Here is a 23,363-nt window from a genome sequence, read left to right as displayed (position 1 = left end):
CTTATCCAACTATACGGCCCGTGACTTCGCCAAGTTCCTGCCGGTGCTCGTCGGGCCCGAAAAAGGCCCGCATCGTAACCCGGTCGCCATCGAGCAGAAAGGTGCGGGTACTCCCATCGGGCAGGGGCAGCGGGCGGGTTCCGTTCCAGCTCTGTTCGAGCAGGGAGCCGCTTTCGCCGGGCGTAGGGCCAGAAATGGTGCCGGTGGCCAGCATATCGCCCACGTTCAGATTACAGCCGTTGACGGTGTGGTGGGCAATCATCTGGGCAAACGACCAGTACAGATACTGGGCGTTGCTACGGGCAATGCAGGCATCGTTGAGCCAAACCTCCAGCTGAATATCAAAATGCCCCGGCCCTGAGGGTTGTAAGTATGGCAAGGGACGCGGGTGTTGCTCAGGGCCAGCGCAACGGACCGGCTCAAGCTCATGAAACGGCAACACCCAGGCCGACATCGACGAGCCAAAGTTTTTACCCAGAAACGGCCCCAGCGGCTGATACTCCCACCGCTGAATGTCGCGGGCCGACCAGTCGTTGAACAACACCAGCCCGAAAATATAATCCTCGGCTTCGGTGATGGGGACGGGTTGGCCCAGAGGAGAAGCCTTGCCAATTACCAGACCCAGTTCGAGTTCGAAATCGAGAGCCGCCGACGGCCGGCATTCGGGTTGTTTTTCGGCATTGAGCACCTGCCCCGACGGTCGCCGAATGGGTGTACCCGAAACCACAATGCTCGACGACCGACCGTGATACGCCACCGGCATGTGCCGATAATTGGCCAGCAACGGGTCGCCGTCGGGCCTGAACATACGGCCCACATTCTCGGCATGGTGAATGCCCGCATAAAAGTCGGTGTAGTCGCCGATGTGTACGGGCCGGTGCAGGGTTGCCCGCGATGCCCGGATGAGCACCTGATCGTGCACCTCGCGCAGGGCAGCCTCGTTGTTGGCCAGTAGTTCGCCGATACGGTCACTCACAGCACGGCAGGTAGCCCGGCCCAACGCCATAAATGGGTTCAGCACGGGTTGGGCAAATACCGACGGATTGATGTTAAGTGATTTGAAGTAACCCAGCAGGGCCACTGTCTCAAGATCGAGAATAAAGTCGCCGTGCCGGTAACCCACGCGGGGCGACGCAATATCGTAACTGAAGATGCCGTACATAGGTAGATGGTTTGAAGTGGGCGTTGGTTTGAGGTTTATCGATTTGTTTGGCAACTCGTTCTGAAATAGCCAATTGCATGAACCGTCAAACCAGAAGCCAAGACCCAAAAACCACTTAAAAAGCCAGAAAAGGACAAAAGAGCCTAATCCGGGCAACCTATCCGGTCAGGCATTTTCGGGTGTGGCTTTGCCCTCTTCGTCGTTAAAGTTTTGATAGATTTCGTCCATAATCCGGACAAAATGCCGGTAATCGTCTTCACTCAAACTCCCCCACCCTTTGCGCCGAATCTCGACCACGGCCGGGAGCATTTGTTCGTACACCTGCTCGCCGGTTTGCGTGAGCGAAACCAGAAACTTACGCCGGTCGTCGCCGGCCATTCGGCGCTCTACCAGTTCTTTTTTAACCAACAGATCAATAATTCGGGTCACGGTGGGCGCATCTTTAGCCGTCATTTCGGCCAGTGTAGCCTGTGCAATACCGGGGTTTCGGTGCAAATGATCCACAACCACCCATTGGTCTACCGTGAGGTCGAAACCAGCTTCCACAAATCGTTTCTGCAACGCATTGCGGATTTTCTTGATGGTCGTGTCGATCTTAAAAAAATAGGCACGGGAGTCAGACGGATGAGTCATTACAACGAACAACAATCAGTGAACAACGAACAGAGAACAACTATCAACGAGCAGTGCGCAACGAACAACCAACACTGAACTGCGTGTGCGACTGTTCCCCAAAAGGATGGCAAGATAATCGTTTGGGCGTTTCCGATTGTTATCGGTAACTCAGGGCTCACCCTTTCCTACCCACTGTTCATTGTTAACTGTTCATTGTTCGTGGATAGTTGTTCGTTGTTAACTGTTCACAGCCAGCAGTTCGTCAAGCGTAGCCTCGATCTCCGGCACTGAGTGGTAGAGCTGCTCGTATGAGTCGATCACGAAGTATCGTTCCTGAAACCGGTCGATCACATAGGGCGTCTGTAACAGGGTTTTCACGTCGTACGGAATCCGCTGCGGCACGTCGCTTTCGAGGGCGTAGATGGTCTCACCCGGCGACGACAGAATGCCCCCGCCATAAATGCGCATTCCCCGGCGCCCCAACGAGCTATTCTCCTGAATAAGGCCAAACTCAACCGTGTACCAGTACAGTTGGGCAATCATCTGAATAGCCTCCTCATTGTCGACATGCGCCAGGGCAATACGGCTGAGAGCCGCCAGAAAATCACAAAAGTGGGTATTAGTCAGCACGGGTACATGCCCAAACGTGTCGTGAAACATGTCGGGTTCGGGCAGGTAATCGAGTTGGTCGCGGGTGCGTAGCCAGGTGGTTGCCGGAAACTGCCGGTCGGCCATAAGTTCAAAAAACTCGCGGTTACCAATCAGGCCCGGCACCGCCACCACGCGCCAGCCTGTGAGCGGGCGCAAACGCGGATTGAGGTCTTCTTCAAAGTTCGGAATCCGCGCATTGGGGAAGCCCGTAGCCACAATCCCGTCCATGTAAGCCTGACTGGCACGACCGGGCAGACGCTCCATCTGCCGTTCGAAAAGCAATTTCCAAACGGCCTGATCGTCGGGGGTATATGCTGAATAATCCTGGATCATAAGGCGTTTCTAGTTTGCAGTTTTCAGTCTACAGTTTTCAGTTGCGCAAAGCGGTCCCAACCTGCATCTACCTCTGGAAACTGTAGACTGGAAACTGTAGACATTTACAACGTTCCCCGTAACTCCTGCTCGCGCTCGATGGCTTCAAAAAGCGCTTTGAAATTGCCTTTTCCGAACGAACGGGCCCCTTTGCGCTGAATGATCTCGAAGAAAAGCGTAGGCCGTGGGGTTACCGGTTTCGTGAAAATCTGAAGCAGGTAGCCCTCCTCGTCGCGGTCGACCAGAATACCCAATGGGCGCAGCGTTTCAATTTCCTCATCAATCTGCCCAACGCGGTCTTTCAGATCGTCGTAGTAGGCATCGGGCACCCGTAAAAACTCAACTCCACGGTCGCGGAGGGCCGTTACGGTTTCTACAATATTGTCGGTAGCAACAGCGATGTGCTGCACACCGGCCCCTTCGTAGAAATTGATGTATTCTTCGATCTGCGACTTCTTTTTCCCCTCGGCCGGCTCGTTGATCGGGAACTTGATACGGCCGTTGCCGTTGCTCATTACCTTACTCATCAGCGCCGTGTAATCAGTCGAAATGTCTTTGTCATCGAATGAGACAAGCTGATTGAAGCCCATTACCTCGGCGTAGAACCGAGTCCAGGTGTTCATCTCGTTCCAGCCTACGTTACCCACCATATGGTCTACGTATCTGAGCCCTATCGGTGCAGGCTGATAATGCGGGTTCCAGGCTTTGTAGCCGGGCAGGAAAGGCCCATCGTAGGCGTTGCGCTCCACAAACACGTGTACTGTATCGCCGTAAGTATGAATCCCCGACCGCACCACGTATCCGTTTTGGTCTTCTTCGCGGGTTGGCTCCATAAACGGACGCGCCCCCCGGCTCGTAGTTTCGGCGAAGGCCTGCGTGGCATCATCGACCCACAACGCCACCACCCGCACCCCATCGCCATGCTGGTCGATATGATGGCCTATTTCGGTGTTGCTGTGGAGCGGTGAGGTAAGCACCATCCGGATTTTGTCCTGCACCACTACGTACGATTCGCGGTCGCGCAGGCCCGTTTCCAGGCCGGCATAGGCCAACGGCTGGAAACCAAAGGCAGTCTGAAAATAGTGGGCCGCCTGCCGGGCATTGCTCACATACAGTTCGATATAGTCGGTACCGTTGAGCGGCAGAAAATCAACCGATTGAGAAGTTTCTGGTTTGAGAAGTTCGAGCGTTTCCATTGTCTGTTTGTTGATGCAATTCGTACGCGATACAGCGCGTCTAATTTTGTATCGCAGAAAAAAGACGCGACGTATCACGTCTGTGCCTAAAGGATACGGTTTATTCTATCCACGATTTCCAGTACACGCCATCGTCGATGGTCATGGCCTGTTCGGTGAGCATGAGCGGCCGGAATGTGTCGACCATGACGGCGTATTCTTCGGTTCCGGTTTTGCCGATACTCCGCTCCATAGCGCCGGGGGCCGGGCCGTGCGGAATACCGCCGGGGTGGAGCGTGATGTGCCCCGGCGCGATGTCGTTGCGCGACATAAAATCCCCATCGACGTAGTAGATCACCTCGTCGGAGTCGATGTTGGAGTGATTGTACGGGGCCGGAATGGCTTTCGGATGGTAGTCGTACAAACGCGGGCAGAACGAGCACACCACAAACGTGTCGGTCTGAAACGTCTGATGCACCGGCGGTGGCTGGTGAACGCGGCCCGTTATCGGCTCAAAATCCTGAATATTGAAGGCGTACGGGAAATTGTAGCCATCCCACCCGACCACATCGAACGGGTGCGTGGCATACACAAGCGTATGAATAGCGCCCTGTTTCCTGATTTTCATGATAAACTCGCCCGTTTCGTCGTGGGTCTCCAGATCCTGCGGGCGCCGGATGTCGCGCTCGCAAAACGGCGAGTGTTCAAGCAACTGCCCAAAATGATTCCGGTAGCGTTTGGGCGTGTATATGGGCGAGTGCGACTCCACGTACAGCAAGCGCACGGGCTCGCCATCGTTCAGCTCAAACTGATAAATCATACCCCGCGGAATTACGAGGTAATCGCCATACCCAAAGTCAATAGAGCCGAGCAGCGTACGCAGCTTACCAGAGCCCCGATGCACAAAAATCAGCTCGTCGGCGTCGGCATTTTTGTAAAAATACTCGTTCATCGACCGCTGCGGGGCGGCTACCCCAAGCACCAGGTCTTTGTTGAACAAGAGCGGGGTCCGGCTATCGAGAAAGTCGGTTTGGGTGTCGGGCGTAACGTTGAAGCCAATCAGCTTCCGGGCCAGCATGTTTTTTTCTACCGCCACCCTCGGCGCAGCCTCCACACTGTCGAGCACCGCTTTCACCTGCGTAGGCCGGTGAACATGGTACAACAGCGACGACATACCATCGAACCCGATTGTGCCAAACAGCTGCTCGTAATACAGCTTGCCCGAACCACCGGGTTTCTCGAACTGCGTATGCCGCTTGCGCGGAATCTGGCCGAGGGTGTGATAGAACATGTTCTTGTTGATGAAGTGTAATACTTGTTGAAACAACAATTGTTTAACGCACAATTATAGAGACAAGTTTTGAGATTTTGAACAAAACCACGAAAAAAAGTGATGTTAAGTTGATCGAGTGGCCGCTAAAGATGCTTCCTACCGAGGTATTATTGAGCTCACCCGGTTTTGGCTACCTTTGGGGGCCTAGTCGGTGCTACCCGCACCGCCCTGCTATCGGTTTACACAGACACAGTTTCCTTTTCAAACCTTATTCTCGACGAATGCAACCTACACTCCTGATCTTAGCCGCCGGTATGGGTAGCCGTTACGGTGGCGTCAAGCAACTGGATCAGTTTGGCCCTCACGGCGAAACCATTATCGACTATTCCCTCTTCGACGCCATCCGGGCCGGTTTTGGCAAGGTCGTTTTTATTATCCGCGAAGAACTACGGGCCGATTTTGAAGAGATTTTCCTTCCGAAACTACAAGGCAAAATCCAGGTTGATTTTGCGATTCAGGCCCTCGGTTCCTACGTGCCCGTAGAGTTGGGTGCCGTAGAACGTACCAAACCCTGGGGCACGGGCCATGCCGTTTTATGCGCTAAAGACCACACCCAAACTCCGTTTGCCGTTATCAATGCCGACGATTTTTACGGCTATCAGGCCTTCGAACTGATCAGTCAGTTTCTGCAAACCGACACCGACGATCAGCTCCATGCTATGGTGGCCTACGAAGTCAAGAATACGCTGTCGGAAAACGGCTCAGTATCGCGCGGGGTTTGCGAGGTAAACGAATCGGGTAACCTGATGTCGGTGATTGAGCGCACCAAAATTTACGAGCAGGAGGGCGACCCGGCCGGGAGCCGCATCGTGTTTGAAGAGGCTGATGGGCTGACCCAACTGGCCCCCAACACGCCGGTTTCGATGAATTTCTGGGGTTTCAAACCGTCGGTTTTCCCCTTAATTCAGAAGCAGTTTGAGAGTTACGCCGTTGCCAATATCGACTCGCCCAAGGCTGAGTTTTACATCCCGACTGTGATGACCAACCTGATTCAGACCAACACAGGGCATTGTAAGGTATTCCGCAGTCAGTCGGCCTGGTTTGGTGTCACCTACCCCGAAGATAAACCCACGGTACAGGCGGCCCTCAACGCGCTCCATGCCGAAGGTGCCTATCCCGACCGACTTTGGGATAATGCCTAAGCCGTGCATGGATAATGTATATTCAGCACTGGACATTCGGACTTCAGACACTGGACGTTAGACTTACCACCTTTATAGATGGAGGTCTAACGTCCAATATCCAACATCTAATGTCTAGTACTGTATACTATTCATTATACATTTAACTCAGCTCCATTACTTAACAAAAGGAATCGTGCCCCGAAAGTCACGACTCCTTTTGTATGCAGACCCGTCAAGGATCACTTTGCGGTATCACTCGTTGTGCGAATCAGACTGATACCCGTAAAGAAGAAAATAGCGCCGAGGCCGAGGTAAACCAGCGAAGCCTGCGCTACTCCGCCCGCCATGAGGTCTTTTCCTCCCAAAAGTAAGCCTATCAACCCGAGCAGGGTCAGGATAATACCGAAGATGCGTTTAACATTCATAACCGTTGAGTTTGTGTACGTGAATTTTACTCATACAAACGCACAGCACTCAAAACTGGCTACGCAATTTAGGGAATGGCCTACTTTTGGGGGCCAGAGAAATTAATGATGCCCTTTGCCATCGCTGTGGCCGTCTTTCTTGCAGCAGGCCGGTAGCTTATCGTATCCTTTGGCGTCGGCCGCTACTTCGTCGGCATCATATCCCGTCTTGGTGATGTTAGACTTGATCTTGGCCACATCCGTCTTTTTCGGGTTATACTTCACCGTTACCACCTTATCCTCCAGGTTCAGGTTCGATTCGCGCACCCCTTTTTCAAACGCGAGGTTACGCTCAATGCGCTCTTTGCACATTTCGCACACCGCCGACGTTTTGATTTTTACTTCTTTCTCCTTGTCATCAGCCGACGTCCAGGCCGTCAGACCAACGAGTAAAAAGAAGGCGGCAATCAGAGAAAATACGTTCGTTTTCATGGTTTGTACAATTGGTTTTGGTGAAATCTGGAGTCACCCAAACGCTTTGACAGTTCTATCTATCAAACGTTTAAGCAACTTTGTTTGGTTCGTTTAACGCATACGCATTGGGGCGGGTGTTATGCGGAGGTACACCTGCCCCGACAAAGGCATACGACCGTACAGGGTTTGTAAATACCGGTCGGGCATACCGGCGGTTAGTTGCGCCCCGGCTACCAGATCGGTGTTAAGATACCGCACCACCCGGTAATTAAGGCCCAGTGTCAGGTTGTCGACGTTTACGTGCCGGGGCACCGAGGTATCGGTATCCTCCGCGATGCCCAACTCTTCCGGCGATTTGGTAATGTTCTCGTACCGGCCATACAAAGCCACCCGACCCGCCTGAAAACTGGTTTCGGCCAGATAGGCATTTTCGGCTTCGTTATCGTGCACGTTTTGCCCCCAAACGAGCGCCGAGGTCACGTAGAAATCCGGTGAGCCATTCAGCGTTACGCTATGCAACAACGATGCCGTGGTACGCCGTACATCGCCCGGATGTGATATTTCCGGGTTTTTCAGCCATCCCTGCGAGAACTGCAACGCCAGCGAAGGCGTTGGATTGACCGACAAACGATACGAGTAGCTATCAAATCGGGGCCGGTCAATGCCGAGCCGGGCCTCGTCGGGCTCACGACCCGTAAAGGATGAGGCTTCAATTTTGGCAATGCCGTACCGGACGCCCGCCGTGGCAACCCCAAACGTGATGTGGGTGGCATCCATCCAGTGATGGCCTAGGGGCGAGTCGGGATTATTGAACGACGAAATCCGGTGCATAAAGGCAGGAGGGCCTAAAGCTGGTTCGCCGGGTAATCCGACATACACAAAGGCGTCGGCTTTCGGGCTAAACGAGTGGCTATACCCGACCGATAGCTCCGAGAACAAATCATGCTGATGCTGCCGGTCGACCAGGGGGCGGTTCTGATACGTTTCGCCCGATTGGAACAACAACGGGTATCCACCTTTGCCCACCGTAAACGGATCGAGCGAAAGCATCGCTTTTATCGACAACAGGCCCCGCTTACCCACGTTTCGCTGCGCCATACCCATAAACCAGTTGGGGGCATCGAACTGCTGCGCCCGGCCCTTACCGTTGGGGTTATTGATGTTTTGATTGGTGTGCCGCAGAAACACGCTGTAGTGCAGCATGTACATCCAGCCCGAAGGCCGATGACTCATGTAGGCGTACATGGGCGTCTGATCGGGGTGCCACGAGGTACCCGAACCATTCCGGTTCATTGGCAAACTCCGTGAGTACAGGTGCGACATACTCATGCCCCCATGGTTCATGTCGGCACCGGTATGTGTCATTCCCTGATGGTCTCCCCCATTCATGTTCCCGTGATTCTGGTGCATCGGTTGCTGTTCTCCGTTGGTGGGCTTGTTAGTCGACGCACCCACCGAGTCGCGTTTGGCGGGCATGGTATGCCCGTGGTGTTCGTGCTGAGCGCGAAGGGCCGGGGCCACAATGCTCAGGGACAGAAGCAAAAAGAAGTTTTTCATAACGTTGTGTTGTGATAGGGCAAAGGTAAATCCCTTGCCCCGACCACGTTGTATAGGATTGTTGAGCTGATGTACAGGGTTTTAACCTGTATGGCCGCCAATCATCCCGTAAGCTTATCCAATTCTTTCCGATTGGCCTGTGCCGCCTTCCGGTACCCGCCGGGGGTTTGGCCCGTCACCTGCCGAAACTGGTTCGACAAATGCTGCGAACTGCTGTAACCAAGCCGAAAAGCAATCTCCGACAGGCTCAGTTCGTCGTACCGGAGGTACTCTTTCACTTTCTCGATTTTGAGCGCAATGATGTACTTTTCGATAGTCATGCCCTCGTTGGCCGAAAACAGGTGACTCAAAAACGAGTAGTCGTACCCCATTTTCCGCTCCAGAAAAGCCGAAAAGTTCTCGCTATTGCGCCGTTCGCCTTTCGCGTGCTGAATTTCATTCACGAGCAGGGCTTTCATCTGTTCCAGTAAGCTTTGCCGACGGTTATCGACCAGATCGAACTCGTTGGCCCGTAGTACCTCGCGTACCGCATCAAGCGAAACCGTAGGTGGTAAACCTTCAATATCGACCTCGCCCAACTCTACCGACCGAACGGTAATGCCCAGTTTTTCCAGCTCCTCGCGAACGACCCGCTTACAGCGTCCGCACACCATATTCCGAATTGTGAGCGTCATAGCGTTTTGAGTCTGAACCCTACATACACCATAGCACCGGTGATAGGCCCCCAAACCCGGCTTGCCGCGTCGAAGTTGGGGCTAAACGGCATATCAGCATGCATAATGGGATCCAGCTGCCGGAATCCGGTGAGGTTTTCACCACCGAGGTAGAGTTCGAGTCCATTTCGGAACGTCCGTGAAACCTGAGCGTTCAGATTGGCAAAACCCGGCGCCCGGTCGGTGCGCATGTTGGCATAACCGGGGTGCAGGTAGCCATCGGCCATGTACGGAATCCGCTTAGGTCCGTTCCATTGGAGGGTAGCATCGAACTTCCACTTGTCGTACGGCAGAGCGTAGCCCACGTTGAACAATACCCGGTCGCGGCTCACCATCATGCGCTCCAGCAAGACCGACTCCCCAAAGGCGGCCCCCAGCGACTGCCGCACGTCGAACAACCGGTAAGCCGCTTTCACCTCCATCCGCCGAATCGGCTGCATGTTTAACTCAGCCTGAAAACTGTTGGCAAAGGATTTCCCCTGAAGCTGGTAGAAGTTAATTTGACGTGCGTGCTCCAGATCAACCACCATCTGCTGGGTGAAATTGGTCCGGAAATAATCGAGAATAAAGCTGGCTTTGTTGCCAAACATCAGAAACTCATTGGTCAGGCCGAGGCCATAATTCCACGATACCTCGGGCCGGAGTGGGCTACGGAAGAATACCTCCCGCGAGCTAACGAAATACCCGAAGTTCTCGGCCATCAGGTTGGGCACCCGGAAGCCACGCCCGGCCGAAGCACGGGCCGTAATCAGGTTGTGGATGTGGTATTTGGCATGCACCCGTGGCGACCATTGGGCTCCGTAGAGATTATGGAAGTCGATCCGGTTGCCAATCACCAGCGCAAAACGCTCGGGATAGGTGTACGTGTACTCGAAAAATGCACCCGGTACCGACTCGGTTCGGTTGGTAGGCAGCAGTTTTTGCTTGTAGCTCTCGTTATACCGGTCGAGCATATAACTCACCCCCGTTTTAAAGGTATGGTTCGTATTGTCAATAATCGACTGGTAAATCAAGTTGGCATACAGCATCTGCTGATTGCCCGAGTAGGGCGCAAACCCAAACCGGGCGTCCTGCTCATGATTTAACCCGTTCAGAATCAACCCTAACCCCCGGTACGGCTTTTCGGGGTACAAACGAGCCATTTTCGAGAAAAACTCAAGGCGTTTTGTACCATTGGTGAATTCATACTTTGGCCCATTAACGGCCGCTACCTGCCCCCCTTCGCGATCTTCGTACAGGGCTTTAAAGCCAAACTGTGCCATAAACCGCTCGCTGTTGTATTTCCAGCGATTGATGGCGTTGTACTGCCGGTACATGGGCAGATCGAGAAAATTATCGCCGTTCTGATCAATGCGAGTTCGCAGTGCGCTCACATGCCCCAGGCCACCAACGCTCCATTTTTTCGACAGGGCGCGCGACACGTTTACATTGCCCTCAACCCGGCCGAAGGTATTGGCGTAGCCATTGAGTAACCATTGCGTACGCTCGGTTTCGGCTTTAAAGTCAGGCTTTTGAAGTTCGATATTGAGGGCACCCGTCATCCCCTCATACCCATTCACCACCGAGCCGACGCCCTTGCCGACGTCGATGCTGGTGATCCAGGTGCCGGGAATGTAGCTCATCCCGAACGTGCTGGCCAACCCCCGGATATTCGGGATATTTTCGACGTTGGTTTGTACGTACTGCCCCCCTAAGCCCAAAAACTGAATCTGCCGGGCTCCGGTCACGGCGTCGCTGTACGATACGCTCACCGACGCGTTGGTTTCGAAGCTTTCGGAGAGGTTGCAACAGGCTGCTTTGGCCAGGGTACGCTGGGTGAGTACCTCCGTCTGAATCGGATTCAGTCGATCAATCTGGGTGGTTCCACCAGCCGAAACAACCACTTCCTTAAGCGTTGCTTCGGCACGCAGTGTTACGCGGATCTCAGCCGACGGATCGCTGATTACAAGCGTATCCGGCTTGTAGCCGACATAACTGATAACAAGTCGAGATTGGCCCTCGGGTTGGGCAAGCTGGAATCGGCCAACCGAGTCGGTAGTTGTACCGGTAGTTGTACTGCTCCAATACACATTGGCACCTACCAACGGTACTGATTTATTGGCAACCGATTCAAATACGGTGCCCTGAATGGTCTGAGCCCAGGACGTGGCCGACAGGCCTATCAATAAGCCTATAATGAGAAAATTACGCATGATGGTTGAGAATGGGTAAAACAAGATAAGCCCATATCCAGACGGATACCGGCATTTGCACATTCATCAACAATCTATATCAGGAAGCTTTGCACCAGCACCAGCAATTGGCGACCATGGGCTGCAGGAGGGGCATTGGGGGCATGAATGACAACTGACTCATCCTGAGAAAACATCCAGTTGAGCAGAGCCGTAACCAGCGTTGTTACACTCGTAACAACCGCTTCAGCCATTATTTTGAAGAACTTGGCTACCAACTGACTCAGCGACGAGCCGATGTCAACTTTCTCGTAGCGTTGTTCTTCCTGGCAACAATCAGCCTTTTTCACAACGGGCTGTGCCGAAGCAGGTTGAGCTTTAGCTGTGGGACACCCCACACAACCTGTTTTTTCAGTGCCTACCAGTGAAATCTTCTTGCCCCGCATCTGGCACGAATGCTCGACCAGCCCGAAGCCTGTACTACTTAGTAGCACGACCACGGCCATCAGCACATTGACGATACGGAACAATTGGCGTTTCATGATGGGCCAAATGTAAAAATAAGATTAAATGAAAGCAAATTTTTTGCGTAAACGGCAGGTGTAACCCTACCATAAAAAAGAAAGATCGCCAAGGGCGATCTTTCTTCCGTCTGACAGTAATCGGATCAATCTTAGTAACCAGGGTTCTGCTTCAGTACGTCTTTACCCTGAATGTCGATTTGAGCCTGCGGAATGGGCAGTAACTCATCCTGACCGGCGGTAAACGTAGCCCCACCCAGCGTAGTCGGCAGACGCGACGGAGCGCCTTCGTACTGCAGATACGCGTTGAGAGTTTGAGCAGCAATGCCCCAGCGAACCAGGTCGAAGAAGCGGTGTCCTTCGTCGCCCAGCTCCAGACGGCGCTCAAAACGCAGAGCCGTTGTAGCCGAAGCTTTGGTAGCAAATACCGATGCAGGGTACTCATTGATAACATACTTAGCCGCTGGTGCGCCACCCGTACGGGTAACAAAGCCTGCTGGGTTAGCTGCGCGGTTACGTACCATGTTGACGTACTCACGAGCCTTAGTCAGCGAACCTACTTCGATTTCGCACTCAGCTGCCATCAACAGAACGTCAGCATACCGGATAATCGGTACGTTCAGAGCCGTATAGCCTGGCGTCCATGAGCTGTTATCCTGCAGTGAGCCACGGTCCGACTTGTAGTAGGTAAACTTCTTCGGCGAGTATGGGCCACCGTTTGGCTGGTTCCGAATCCAGTCGGCACCTGGGTGGTCCATCCAGTCGAGGTAAGGAATTCCCCGGCGACCTACCGTGTGGTCGAGACGTGGGTCAAGGTTACCAGCATCAGGCGTAAATGCGTCTTTCGACAGCACACCCATATCGCTCTTCACGGCATTGGCTGCTGAATTGTATGAGCCATCGAGCAGAGGCAGACCATTCGCATCGGTACGGAACGAGTTCACGTATTCGAAGCTGGGCTGGTTAAATCCGCAGCAGTTACCTGGGCCGTTCGGGCCCGTGTTGTACGGATAGTTCAGGTCAAACTCAGGGTTCGCATTGTTTACGTTACCCGTGTTCGCGGCAGCCTGAATAGCGAATACTGACTCTTCGTTGTTGTCGTTCGACGCCTTGAACAGGTCAGCATACTTCGGCACCAGACCGTACTTCTTACCATTCGACGTTTTACCGTTGGCAATGATCAGATCGAACAGGGCCTTTGCATCCGCGTACTTCTTCTGATACAAGTACACTTTGGCCAGCTGAGCAGCCGCACCCCACTTGTTGATCCGGCCCGCAGCCGACTGAGTCTCTGGCAGGTTCTCGTAAGCAAACTTAGCGTCGGCTTCAATTTTTGGCCACAGATCCTGATCGTTTTTCACTTTCTCGATGCCGGTACCGTAATCAACCGTCTCATCGATGTACGGCGTATTGCCGTACAGACGCTTCAGGTCGAAGTAGTACAGAGCACGGAGGAAGCGAGTTTCAGCAGTTACCCGCTTCTTATCGTCGGCCGACATATCGGCTGGCGCGTTCTTGAGCAGGTTCAGTGTCGTGTTGCACCGGGCAATACCTTCGTACTTCCGCTGCCAGGTACCCGCTACCTCACCGGTTGAGATGGTCTCAAAGCGCTGAATTGGGTTGATCGACGAGAAGTCACCGGGGTCAGTTCCTTTGTTGGCATCACCACCGCGGATACCACCCCAAACCCAGTTTGAGAAAGATGCCAGACGGTCACCGCGACCGTTCAGAATCGAATATGCACCGATCAGTGAGCCTTCGATACCTGCTTTTGAGCTCAACTGCGCCTGCGCCAGCTGACCCGTAACGGGTACTTCCAGAAACGTATCTTTACACGAAACAGTTGCCAAACTCAGGGTCGTTGCTGCACCCAGAATAAAGAGTTTTTTATTGTGTCTCATTGTGTGATTAAGTTGAAATGTGGGGTATTTGCATACCCCATTTTGTTTTTAGAATGACAGAGAAACACCGCCCAGTACGCTACGAGTAATTGGGTAGTTTCCTACATCAATACCAAAGTTAGTATCAGCGTTACCACCTACGCTTGGGTCAAGACCCTGGTATTTCGTGATCGTGAACAGGTTGTTTGTTGATACGAATACGCGCAGACGCTGCAATTTGATTTTGTTCAGAATGCTGCTTGGCAGGTTGTAGCCAAACGACAGGTTCTGCATCCGGAAGTACGAACCGTCTTCTACGTAGTACGAGTTCGACTGGGTGTTGGTGCTGAAGTTCGAAGCTGCTTCGAAAATGGGCACAGTACCACCGGGGTTCTCAGGTGACCATGAGTCACGCACGCGGGCGCTGATAGCCGCACCCGCAAACGATGGGTAGAAGTCGGTGAACCACTTCGATACGTTGAAAATCTTGTTACCGATTGAGGTGTAACCATACATTTCAACATCGAATCCACGATACGTGAAGCGCAGGTTCAGACCACCCGTGAATTTCGGAACAGGGCTACCGAGGTAGGTCCGGTCGTTCGCGTCGATCTTGTTGTCACCGTTGATATCAGCATACCGGAAACGGCCTGGAGCGGCACCTTCCTGCTTCGGCGCAGCGTCTACTTCAGCTTTGCTCTGGAACAAGCCAGTCACCTGGTAGCCGTAGAACGCTGACAGTGAGTAGCCCAACTGGTTCCGAATCGGGTTGATACCCCGGAAACCTGGGTTTACAGTAGTCAGGTAGGTCAGACCCGGAGCGAGGTACTCAATTTTGTTGCTCAGCGTGCTGGCGGTGATGTTCGCTTCGTAACCTACTTCGGCACCGATTTTACCACGGGTAATTACCTGAAGGTCGATACCCTGGTTACGCATCTTACCGATGTTAACCGAAGGAGCCGAAGCATACGTACCGATTACGTCAGGAATAGGCACCTGGAACAGAAGATCCTTGGTGTCTTTCCGCCAGATGTCGAGGATAACTTCCAGACGGTTATTGAAAAACGAACCATCAAAACCGATGTTGCTCGTGATCGAGGTCTCCCACTTAGCATCGGGGTTACCGATCCGTGAGCGGTAGTAACCGTCAACCGTGCTTGAGTTCGAACCGTTGATATCGTAGGCCGAGTTGCCGAGGTTAGCGGCATACAAGCTGTACTGGTTAGCCGGGTCAACGTTGTTTGAGTTACCCATCAAACCATAACCACCCCGTACTTTGAACTCAGTCACCCACGAGAGGTCTTTCATGAACTCTTCAGACGACATACGCCATGCTACCGAAGCAGCCGGGAACACACCGTAGCGGTTGTTGGCACCGAAACGGCTTGAACCGTCGCGACGAATCACACCCGTTACGATATACTTGTCGTTGTAGATGTAGTTCAAACGACCGAACAGTGAGTAGAAGTTAACCCCCTTGAACTGACCACTGTTTACCTGACGACCCGTTGAGGCCACCGTGCTCAGCGTGATGTAGTTTGGGTCGGTTGAGAATGGGTTCTGACCGTTACCATTGATGTTCCGGCCAACACCGGTGTTCAGGGCTTCCTGACCCACGATTACGTCAACACCGTGTACACCAAACTTACGCTTGTAAGCCGCCGTGTTGGTCAACACCCAGGCAAATGAATAGCCACCACCTTCGTTGTAGCCAAATGCCGAGTTGTTTTCCGAGTTTTCGTACTGCAGGCGGCTGTAGCCATAGTTGTAGAAGCTACCGTACTGACCACCCACCGTGCTACGTAGGGTCAGGTTTTCGATCGGATCAACCTCGAGGTAGATGTTACCAAAGCCCAGCGTGTTGAAACCACGGTTGTTGGACAGACCCTGACGGCTTGCCACCGGGTTACGTGGGTTGTTGAAGCCTTTGGCAGCCGTACCCGCATATCCACCGAACTCGTCGTACACCGGAATGATTGAAGGCATACGGAAAGCCTGCAGAATGTCGTTTTCGTCGGCAGCTACACCCTGACCGTTACCAGCACCGCCCTGACCCAATACCGACAGGTAGGTAAACTGAACGTTCTCACCAATCCGAACTTTCTTGCCCAGATCAAATTCTGAGTTAGCCCGGAACGAGTAGCGCTTGAAATCGTTGTTCAGAAGGATACCCTGCTGATTCTGAGCGCTCAAGCCAATATAGAAACGGCTTCCTTCGCCACTACCAGTAAAGCCCAGACCATGACGCTGTACAGCGGCTACCCGCGTAACGGCATCGTACCAGTCGGTACCTTCTTTGTTGGCCCGAACTACCTGATAGATAGCACCAGCTGCTGGGTTGATGTTGTACTTCAACCGCTCAGCCGCCAGGTCAACGCTACCTACTACGCCTGCACGGCCCCCTACGTTAATGAAATCAGGGATAATCGGTGTAGCACCCGTACCAAACTGTGGGTGGCTGTAGGCAGGAGCCGTCCCGTTCTGGAACGCTGTGTTGCGGAACTGACGCCAAGTCCAGTCAGCAAACTCGGTTGGCTTCAACATCTCCTGACCTTTGCCCGGATCTGTAGCACCAATCTGACCGTCGTACGTTACCTGCAATTTCTTGGGAGTCTTCGAGCCCTTCCGGGTCGTAATAACGATAACGCCGTTGGCAGCACGCGCACCGTAGATTGACGCAGCCGCAGCGTCTTTCAGTACGGTGGTTGTCTCCACGTCGTCCGGAGCAACGAAGTTCACCGAGCCAACGGGCACCCCGTCAACTACGTACAGAGGCTCGTTACCACCGAAGGCACCGAAACCCCGCACGCGTACCTGGCTGTTGGTACCCGGCTGACCGTTGGTGATAACCGTCACACCCGATACGCGACCCTGCAGCTGCTGCTCTACGTTGCCCGAAGGCTGAGCCTGCAGTGCCCGCGCTTTCACCGTCGAGACGGCACCCGTTACCGTGCGCCGATCGTCAGTGGTGTAACCCGTTACAACAACTTCCGACAGAGCGGTGGCGTCGTCTTCGAGGGTGATGTTCACTTCAGAGCGGTTACCCACTGCTACTTCCTGGCCTTTGTAACCGATTGCAGAAATAACCAGCACTGGATTTGCACCCCGCAGGTTCAACGCGTACGCACCATTGGCATCGGTAGTTGTACCGGTCGTTGTGCCCTTGATCACAATGTTCACTCCGGGAACGGGTCCATCAGCACCGGTGATTTTCCCAGTAATCCGGCGGTCCTGGGCCATCACCACAATGCTACTGAATAGCATCAGTGTGCATAACAGCGCAGCCTGAGATAGCCTGTAGAGAGTTGTTCTCATGTACCTTGATGTTTTTTAAGGTTGGAATTAATTGGTAAAACGGCATTTATACTCACCACGCAAAAGTAAAACATCTGAAGCCCATACTCGAACTTTTTTTTAATATTTTCTTTTTTTAATCCCATCTAAAACTGTTCATAAAAAATGTGACTGACAGGCAACTTATTGGCCATGAAATGCCTACAAGCGGTTTTTTGGGCTTTTTTGCGTTAGGATGATTGCTATTTTTTTTTGTAGTTTGCTCTCAGATTTTGTTCTTCAATACTCATGCTTCGTGAATTACGCGCCCATATTGCTCTTTTAGTTACTCTTGTCTCAATCTCCTCTTGTCAACAAGACAAACCTTTATTTACACTTGTACCGACATCTGAAACCGGTATCACGTTTAGTAACCGCATTACCGACAATGACACCTTTAACATTGTCGATTTTGAGTATATTTACAATGGTGGCGGGGTAAGTATTGCCGATTTCAATGGCGACAGTTTGCAGGATATCTTTTTCACCGGAAACCAGTCCGCCAACAGGCTCTACATTAACAAAGGGAAAAAAGGCGGGGCCTCACTTCAGTTTGCCGATGTGACGAAGCAGGCAGCCGTTGATGGAAACGGTAAGTGGTGTTCTGGTGTAGCCCTTGTCGATATCAACAATGATGGCCGAATGGACATATATGTGGGTGCTACCGTGAGCAAAAACGCAGCCCGCCGTGAAAATTTACTGTTTATTAATGAAGGCAACCAAACCGGAGCTGATGGCCTTTCGGTACCAGTCTTCAAAGAGCGGGCCCACGAATATGGCATTGCCGACGATGGGCACACGACCCATTCTGCCTTTTTTGACTACGACAATGACGGAGATCTTGACCTGTACGTACTCACCAATACAATTGAACAGTACCCCAACGCGTACCGGATCAAAGTAAAAGACGGCTCGTCGGCCACAACCGACCGACTGTATCGGAACATGACCGTCGAGCGGAAAACCGGCAAAGCAAGCGCCCCGGCCGGAACCCCGCTTTTTGTCAACGTCTCACGTGAGGCCGGTATTCTGACCGAGGGCTACGGATTGGGAATTTCGATCGTAGATATTAACCGCGACGGCTGGAAAGATATTTACGTCACCAACGACTACATCACCGACGACCTGCTTTATATCAATAACCAGAAAGGTGGGTTTACCGACCGGGCGGCTGATTATTTCAAGCACACCAGCAACTCGGCCATGGGCAACGACGTGGCGGATATTAACAACGACGGACTAGCCGAAGTGGTAGCCGTGGACATGCAACCCCGCGACAATTACCGCAAGAAGATGTTGATGGGCCCCAATAGCTACCAAAACTACCTTAACAATGAGGAGTTTAAGTACAATTACCAGTATGTGCGCAATACACTTCAGCTGAACGGTGGTCCGCGCCCCGGTAGTAAAGACCCTGTGTTTTCAGAAATCAGCCTGCTGGCCGACGTAGCCGAAACGGACTGGAGCTGGTCTCCCCTACTGGCCGACTTTGACCACGATGGCTACCGAGACCTGATGATAACCAACGGGTTTCCGAAAGATATCACTGACCGTGATTTCGTTAGTTTTCGGCAGGAGAGCGGATCTGTAGCCACCAAAAGCTACCTGCTGAGCCAAATTCCGGTTGTTAAGATTAGCAACTACGCGTTTCGGAACCGCGCCGGAGACTCAGACAACGAACCATTGCTCTTCGACGACGTGACGCAGGACTGGGGCTTATTTAAACCCTCTTTCTCCAACGGTGCTGCCTACGGTGATCTCGACAACGACGGAGACCTCGAATACGTTACGAACAACATCAACGACTCTGCCTTTGTGTACCGCAACAACTTAATGGAGCAAAAGGCTGGCCAGACCAGCTACCTCCGCGTTGGGTTTGTAGGGACAGAATATAACCGCATGGGGCTCGGCACCCTCGTTGAAATCGATTACAAAGATGCCAAAGGAGTAGCCCGGCGGCAGGTTTACGAGCATAGCCCATACCGGGGGTATCTGTCGACAGTTGAGCCGTTTGCCCACTTCGGTCTGGGCACGATCAAAGCCGTTGACCGGGTGCGTATCATCTGGCCGGGTATCAACGGACAACCCGCCCGCCAACAGGTCCTGACCAACGTAAAAACCAATCAGGTACTCACCGCCGACGCCCGCAAAGCCACCGAGCCGTACCAACCCGATACGCCACAGACAGCCCCAAGCCCGCTGCGCGATATTACCGACTCTGTAGGGGTACAGTTTGTACATCAGGAGCCCGAGTACATCGATTTCAACAACCAGAAACTTCTGCCCCACAAACTGTCGCAGTTTGGCCCGGCGGTAGCAGCTGGTGATGTCAACGGCGATGGTCTCGACGATTTCTTCGTGGGAGGCTCGCGCCAACACAGCGGTACGTTTTTCCTCCAGCAGACGAGCGGGCGGTTTACATCGCAACCCCTCTTGCCGGGGCCGACACCCAACCCACGCAAGCCGGAAGAAGACATGGGTGTGCTTTTGTTTGACGCTGATACCGATGGCGACCTCGATTTGTACATTGCCAGTGGTAGTTGCGAAGACAATGCCGGTGCCCCTACGTACCAGGATCGGCTTTACGTGAACAACGGTAAAGGCCAGTTTACGCTGGCGCCGGGCAGCCTGCCCGTCAACACCACCAGCAAGTCGTGTGTGAAAGCTGCCGATTTTGACCGCGATGGCGATCTTGATCTGTTTGTGGGTGGCCGCGTAGAACCTGACCAGTACCCTAAACCAGTTACGAGCCTGCTGCTTCGCAACGATTCCCCCAAAGGGGGTACAGGCGCACCCCGGTTTACCGATGTAACGGCGAAAGTAGCCCCGGCTCTGCAAAACGTCGGGCTGGTGTGCGACGCTCTCTGGACCGACCCCGATAACGATGGCTGGCCCGACCTGATGCTGGCAGGCGAGTTTATGGCACTCACGCTCCTGAAAAATGGGCAGAAACAACCCTTTACGGCTGTACCCATCTCGCCCGATGTAAAGGGTTGGTGGAACTCGCTTACCCCCGGCGACTTCGATGCCGATGGCGATATCGATTACATTGCCGGGAACCTCGGCCTCAACGCCCGCATGCGGGCCAGTAAGCTCGAACCCGTGCGCCTGTACGCTGGTGATTTCGACAACAATGGCTTCTACGACGCTATTCCGACCATCTTTATTCCCGAAACTGCCAACGAAGGTGCCCCGCGTAAAGAGTACACGTTTCACGGCCGCGACGACCTCATTAAGCAAATGATTGTGATGCGGAAGCGGTTTCCGTTCTACAAAGATTTCACCACGGCCAGCATCGACAAGCTCCTGACCGAAGAGGAACGCAGTAAGGCTATGGTACTCGAAGCCAATGAGTTTCGTTCGATGTACCTCGAAAACAAAGGAGTCGGTAGCGACGGCAAAGCCCAGTTTGCTATGCACCCACTGCCTACGCTGGCGCAGCTGGGGCCTATTTTTGGTATGGTTACTCAGGATGTAGATAACGACGGTAACCTCGATGTGGTGCTGGTTGGCAATGACTACAGCGGAGAGGTGTCAATAGGCCGGTACGATGCCCTCAACGGACTATGGCTCCGGGGCAACGGCAAAGGTGGTTTTACGCCCACTACCTCGGCAGCCAGTGGTTTTTATGTGCCGGGCAACGCTAAGGGGTTGGCTCAGCTCACCGATGCCAACGGCCGCCCACTGCTGGTAGCCACTCAAAACCGGGGTAAATTGTGTATCTTCCGGCAAACAACACCCAGCCGGAGCATCCGGCTGCAACCCAACGACGCCAGTGGGTTGGTCACACTGCCTACTGGTAAACGTCAGCGGGTTGAGTTTGGGTATGGTCAGTCCTTTTTGTCGCAGTCGGCGCGCCAGCTGGTGTTGCCCCCCAACGTAAAGTCTGTTGTGATTACCGACGGAACCGGCAAACAGCGACAGTTGTAACCGCATTTTTCACCTTTTCTGGACCCGTTTCATGCAACTTTCATCTGTATTGCTGCTTCTGGGGATTCTGAGCTGCCAATCGGTGGCCTCGTACCGCACGCAGGAGCCGAAGATGAAAGGCGTCAATCTGGTGGCCCCGCCCCGCCAACCCGCACCCGATGCCCTAAGCGGGCCACGGCAGGTGGGGGCCGACTGGGTTGCCGTAGTTCCGTACGGGTTTTGTCAGCAGGGTGACCCGCACTTTTACTACAGCGGCAACCCGCCACCGGGCAGGCGGAACATGGGGCAGTGGTGGGGCGAAACCCCGCAGGGAGTAGCCGAAACCATCCGAATGGCACGGGAGCAAAACCTGAGGGTGATGCTGAAGCCGCACGTCTGGATGATGGGCGGCTCACACCTCGACCTCGCATTTGCCAACGAGGCCGATTGGCTGACGTTTGAAACCGATTACACAAAATACATTCTGCACAACGCACACCTGGCCGATTCGCTCCGGGTCGATCTGTTTTGCATCACCACCGAACTGGACCGGTTCGCCGTAGCCCGGCCCCAATTCTGGAGCCGACTGATTGGTCAGGTCAAAGCCATTTACAAAGGCAAGCTAACCTACGCGGCCAATTGGGATCGGTACGCGCAGATTCCGTTCTGGAACGAACTCGACTACATTGGTGTGGATGCCTACTTTCCGCTCTCCGACAGCCCAACGCCGAGTGTGCGGGCCATGAATCGGGGTTGGAAAGATCATGTACAAGCGTTGGGCGAACTAAGTGGCGAAAAGCAGAAGCCAATCCTGTTTACGGAGTTTGGTTACCGGGCCTGCACCTACACGGCCCGGCGGCCCTGGGAGTCGGACACCGACTGCACACCCAGCGAACAGGCACAGGCACAAGCCTACACGGCCCTGTTTGAGTCGGTGTGGCATCAGCCCTGGTTTGCGGGTGGGTTCGTTTGGAAATGGTTTCTGACCGATTCTCCCAACACACGGCATCCAGACCAGTATAGCCCGCAAAACCGGGCAGCGGCCAACACGCTTAAAGACGCCTGGCATTAGATAAGTTCCTCGTTTGTCTTATACCCGCAAACGCTTGTCTGGTTCTTTCTACGCATGAAACGTCTCCTTATCCTTCTGGCCCCGGCTGTGATGCTGGCCTGTGCCACCCCTAAATCCAACGTGTCGTCGACCGCAGGCGCCCGCAGCCAAAAAGGCGATGGTTGGGTGAGTTTATTTAACGGCAAAAACCTCGACGGCTGGAAAGTAGCCGAAAACCCGGCTACTTTCTCGGTACAGGACGGCGCGATTGTGGTATTCGGTCCTCGGGCACACCTGTTTTACGACGGGCCGGTCAATAACCATACCTTCAAAAATTTCGAGTGGAAGGCGACCGTGAAAACCATGCCCGGCTCCAACTCCGGCATGTTTATTCATACCGGCTATCAGGAGAAAGGCTGGCCCGCCAAAGGCTACGAAATTCAGGTAAACCAAACCCATACCGACTGGCGTAAAACGGGCAGTGTATATGCCCTTCAGGACGTAAAAGAGGTGTTCGTGAAAGACGATGAGTGGTACACCGAGCAGATCACGGTACAGGGCAAAATGGTTACGGTACGGATCAACGACAAGATCATTAACCAGTACACCGAGCCCGACAGCATCAGCAATAAGCCCAATATTACCCGCAAACTAAGCAGTGGTACGGTGGCCTTGCAGGGCCACGACCCCAAAAGTAAAGTGTTGTTTAAAGACATCATGATTCGGGTACTACCCGACTAATTCCACGTACACTCTGCCAAGACACCTCTCCCAACCGAGAGGTGTTTTTTTATGAAACCCCATACCGGCTCTGCACTAAAATCACCTTAAGACAAGCCCATGTCATTGGCGAAGTTCGCCGGAAGCTCTATCTTCGTTAGACCGTCTGAACAGACACTTCCTCTGGTTTACCGTAAC

General features: G+C 53.4%; 17 protein-coding genes. 4 read left to right on the top strand and 13 right to left on the bottom strand.

Annotation, left to right across the window (positions count from 1 at the left end; genetic code table 11):
• Window position 1: 1 nt before the first annotated feature.
• The 5 genes from fahA to RUDLU_RS0120025 form a co-directional block, all read right to left on the bottom strand.
• Window positions 2-1,162, bottom strand: coding sequence for a fumarylacetoacetase (gene fahA / locus RUDLU_RS0120045; RefSeq protein WP_019990212.1), 1,161 nt, complete (start codon window positions 1,160-1,162; stop codon window positions 2-4).
• Window positions 1,163-1,327: 165 nt separating this feature from the next.
• A complete protein-coding gene (locus RUDLU_RS0120040; RefSeq protein ID WP_019990211.1) occupies window positions 1,328-1,795 on the bottom strand; it encodes a MarR family winged helix-turn-helix transcriptional regulator in 468 nt (155 codons plus the stop codon).
• A gap of 219 nt (window positions 1,796-2,014) precedes the next feature.
• Window positions 2,015-2,761, bottom strand: a complete 747-nt coding sequence (gene phhA / locus RUDLU_RS0120035; protein WP_019990210.1) for a phenylalanine 4-monooxygenase — start codon at window positions 2,759-2,761, stop codon at window positions 2,015-2,017.
• A gap of 104 nt (window positions 2,762-2,865) precedes the next feature.
• Window positions 2,866-3,996 (bottom strand): 4-hydroxyphenylpyruvate dioxygenase, encoded by a 1,131-nt coding sequence (gene hppD, locus RUDLU_RS0120030; RefSeq protein WP_019990209.1) that lies wholly within the window; start codon window positions 3,994-3,996, stop codon window positions 2,866-2,868.
• Between the two features lie 100 nt (window positions 3,997-4,096).
• Complete coding sequence (locus tag RUDLU_RS0120025) at window positions 4,097-5,266, bottom strand: homogentisate 1,2-dioxygenase (protein ID WP_044130620.1); 1,170 nt, start codon at window positions 5,264-5,266, stop codon at window positions 4,097-4,099.
• A 263-nt stretch (window positions 5,267-5,529) separates the two neighbouring features.
• Between RUDLU_RS0120025 and RUDLU_RS0120020 the strand changes: the two genes are divergently transcribed.
• The gene (locus tag RUDLU_RS0120020; protein ID WP_019990207.1) at window positions 5,530-6,450 is read left to right on the top strand and encodes a nucleotidyltransferase family protein; all 921 of its coding nucleotides are present in this window, start codon (window positions 5,530-5,532) and stop codon (window positions 6,448-6,450) included.
• 221 nt (window positions 6,451-6,671) lie between these two features.
• Here RUDLU_RS0120020 and RUDLU_RS0120015 read toward each other — a convergent pair whose 3' ends face one another.
• The 8 genes from RUDLU_RS0120015 to RUDLU_RS0119980 all read right to left on the bottom strand — a co-directional run bounded on the left by RUDLU_RS0120015 (window position 6,672) and on the right by RUDLU_RS0119980 (window position 17,467).
• Window positions 6,672-6,857, bottom strand: coding sequence for a hypothetical protein (locus RUDLU_RS0120015; RefSeq protein WP_019990206.1), 186 nt, complete (start codon window positions 6,855-6,857; stop codon window positions 6,672-6,674).
• Window positions 6,858-6,959: 102 nt separating this feature from the next.
• Window positions 6,960-7,328, bottom strand: a complete 369-nt coding sequence (locus tag RUDLU_RS0120010) for a heavy-metal-associated domain-containing protein (protein ID WP_019990205.1) — start codon at window positions 7,326-7,328, stop codon at window positions 6,960-6,962.
• A 93-nt stretch (window positions 7,329-7,421) separates the two neighbouring features.
• Window positions 7,422-8,867, bottom strand: a complete 1,446-nt coding sequence (locus RUDLU_RS0120005; protein ID WP_019990204.1) for a hypothetical protein — start codon at window positions 8,865-8,867, stop codon at window positions 7,422-7,424.
• Between the two features lie 101 nt (window positions 8,868-8,968).
• Entirely contained in the window at window positions 8,969-9,541 is a 573-nt protein-coding gene (locus RUDLU_RS0120000; RefSeq protein ID WP_019990203.1) for an AraC family transcriptional regulator, read from the bottom strand.
• Window positions 9,538-11,772: a TonB-dependent receptor gene (locus RUDLU_RS0119995; protein WP_019990202.1), complete on the bottom strand. Its 2,235-nt coding sequence runs from the start codon at window positions 11,770-11,772 to the stop codon at window positions 9,538-9,540. The genes RUDLU_RS0120000 and RUDLU_RS0119995 overlap by 4 nt, the downstream gene beginning before the upstream one ends.
• 74 nt (window positions 11,773-11,846) lie before the next feature.
• A complete protein-coding gene (locus tag RUDLU_RS0119990) occupies window positions 11,847-12,293 on the bottom strand; it encodes an HYC_CC_PP family protein (RefSeq protein WP_019990201.1) in 447 nt (148 codons plus the stop codon).
• A gap of 131 nt (window positions 12,294-12,424) precedes the next feature.
• Window positions 12,425-14,173 carry a RagB/SusD family nutrient uptake outer membrane protein gene (locus RUDLU_RS0119985; RefSeq protein ID WP_019990200.1) on the bottom strand — a complete coding sequence of 583 codons (1,749 nt, stop codon included), beginning with the start codon at window positions 14,171-14,173 and terminating at the stop codon, window positions 12,425-12,427.
• A 48-nt stretch (window positions 14,174-14,221) separates the two neighbouring features.
• Window positions 14,222-17,467: a SusC/RagA family TonB-linked outer membrane protein gene (locus RUDLU_RS0119980; protein ID WP_027303233.1), complete on the bottom strand. Its 3,246-nt coding sequence runs from the start codon at window positions 17,465-17,467 to the stop codon at window positions 14,222-14,224.
• 267 nt (window positions 17,468-17,734) lie between these two features.
• Between RUDLU_RS0119980 and RUDLU_RS0119975 the strand changes: the two genes are divergently transcribed.
• From RUDLU_RS0119975 to RUDLU_RS0119965, 3 genes are read left to right on the top strand one after another with little or no spacing between them, the layout of a single operon-like run.
• Window positions 17,735-21,415 (top strand): VCBS repeat-containing protein, encoded by a 3,681-nt coding sequence (locus tag RUDLU_RS0119975; RefSeq protein WP_019990198.1) that lies wholly within the window; start codon window positions 17,735-17,737, stop codon window positions 21,413-21,415.
• Between the two features lie 31 nt (window positions 21,416-21,446).
• Complete coding sequence (locus tag RUDLU_RS0119970; RefSeq protein ID WP_019990197.1) at window positions 21,447-22,466, top strand: glycoside hydrolase family 113; 1,020 nt, start codon at window positions 21,447-21,449, stop codon at window positions 22,464-22,466.
• Window positions 22,467-22,520: 54 nt separating this feature from the next.
• Complete coding sequence (locus tag RUDLU_RS0119965; RefSeq protein ID WP_019990196.1) at window positions 22,521-23,186, top strand: 3-keto-disaccharide hydrolase; 666 nt, start codon at window positions 22,521-22,523, stop codon at window positions 23,184-23,186.
• Window positions 23,187-23,363: the final 177 nt, after the last annotated feature.

It is taken from the genome of Rudanella lutea DSM 19387 (genome assembly GCF_000383955.1).
In the GTDB taxonomy this organism is placed as follows: domain Bacteria; phylum Bacteroidota; class Bacteroidia; order Cytophagales; family Spirosomataceae; genus Rudanella; species Rudanella lutea.
This window is presented reverse-complemented; position numbering and strand designations above follow the sequence as displayed.

Excerpts from the sequence above, each read along its gene's own strand:
- RUDLU_RS0119990 (WP_019990201.1), bottom strand. The coding sequence starts at position 12,293 with ATGAAACGCCAATTGTTCCGTATCGTCAATGTGCTGATGGCCGTGGTC.
- RUDLU_RS0120020 (WP_019990207.1), top strand. The coding sequence starts at position 5,530 with ATGCAACCTACACTCCTGATCTTAGCCGCCGGTATGGGTAGCCGTTAC.
- RUDLU_RS0119985 (WP_019990200.1), bottom strand. The coding sequence starts at position 14,173 with ATGAGACACAATAAAAAACTCTTTATTCTGGGTGCAGCAACGACCCTG.
- RUDLU_RS0119980 (WP_027303233.1), bottom strand. The coding sequence starts at position 17,467 with ATGAGAACAACTCTCTACAGGCTATCTCAGGCTGCGCTGTTATGCACA.
- RUDLU_RS0120000 (WP_019990203.1), bottom strand. The coding sequence starts at position 9,541 with ATGACGCTCACAATTCGGAATATGGTGTGCGGACGCTGTAAGCGGGTC.
- RUDLU_RS0120025 (WP_044130620.1), bottom strand. The coding sequence starts at position 5,266 with ATGTTCTATCACACCCTCGGCCAGATTCCGCGCAAGCGGCATACGCAG.
- RUDLU_RS0120040 (WP_019990211.1), bottom strand. The coding sequence starts at position 1,795 with ATGACTCATCCGTCTGACTCCCGTGCCTATTTTTTTAAGATCGACACG.
- hppD (WP_019990209.1), bottom strand. The coding sequence starts at position 3,996 with ATGGAAACGCTCGAACTTCTCAAACCAGAAACTTCTCAATCGGTTGAT.
- RUDLU_RS0119970 (WP_019990197.1), top strand. The coding sequence starts at position 21,447 with ATGCAACTTTCATCTGTATTGCTGCTTCTGGGGATTCTGAGCTGCCAA.
- RUDLU_RS0119995 (WP_019990202.1), bottom strand. The coding sequence starts at position 11,772 with ATGCGTAATTTTCTCATTATAGGCTTATTGATAGGCCTGTCGGCCACG.
- RUDLU_RS0119975 (WP_019990198.1), top strand. The coding sequence starts at position 17,735 with ATGCTTCGTGAATTACGCGCCCATATTGCTCTTTTAGTTACTCTTGTC.
- RUDLU_RS0120010 (WP_019990205.1), bottom strand. The coding sequence starts at position 7,328 with ATGAAAACGAACGTATTTTCTCTGATTGCCGCCTTCTTTTTACTCGTT.
- RUDLU_RS0120015 (WP_019990206.1), bottom strand. The coding sequence starts at position 6,857 with ATGAATGTTAAACGCATCTTCGGTATTATCCTGACCCTGCTCGGGTTG.
- RUDLU_RS0120005 (WP_019990204.1), bottom strand. The coding sequence starts at position 8,867 with ATGAAAAACTTCTTTTTGCTTCTGTCCCTGAGCATTGTGGCCCCGGCC.
- fahA (WP_019990212.1), bottom strand. The coding sequence starts at position 1,162 with ATGTACGGCATCTTCAGTTACGATATTGCGTCGCCCCGCGTGGGTTAC.
- phhA (WP_019990210.1), bottom strand. The coding sequence starts at position 2,761 with ATGATCCAGGATTATTCAGCATATACCCCCGACGATCAGGCCGTTTGG.
- RUDLU_RS0119965 (WP_019990196.1), top strand. The coding sequence starts at position 22,521 with ATGAAACGTCTCCTTATCCTTCTGGCCCCGGCTGTGATGCTGGCCTGT.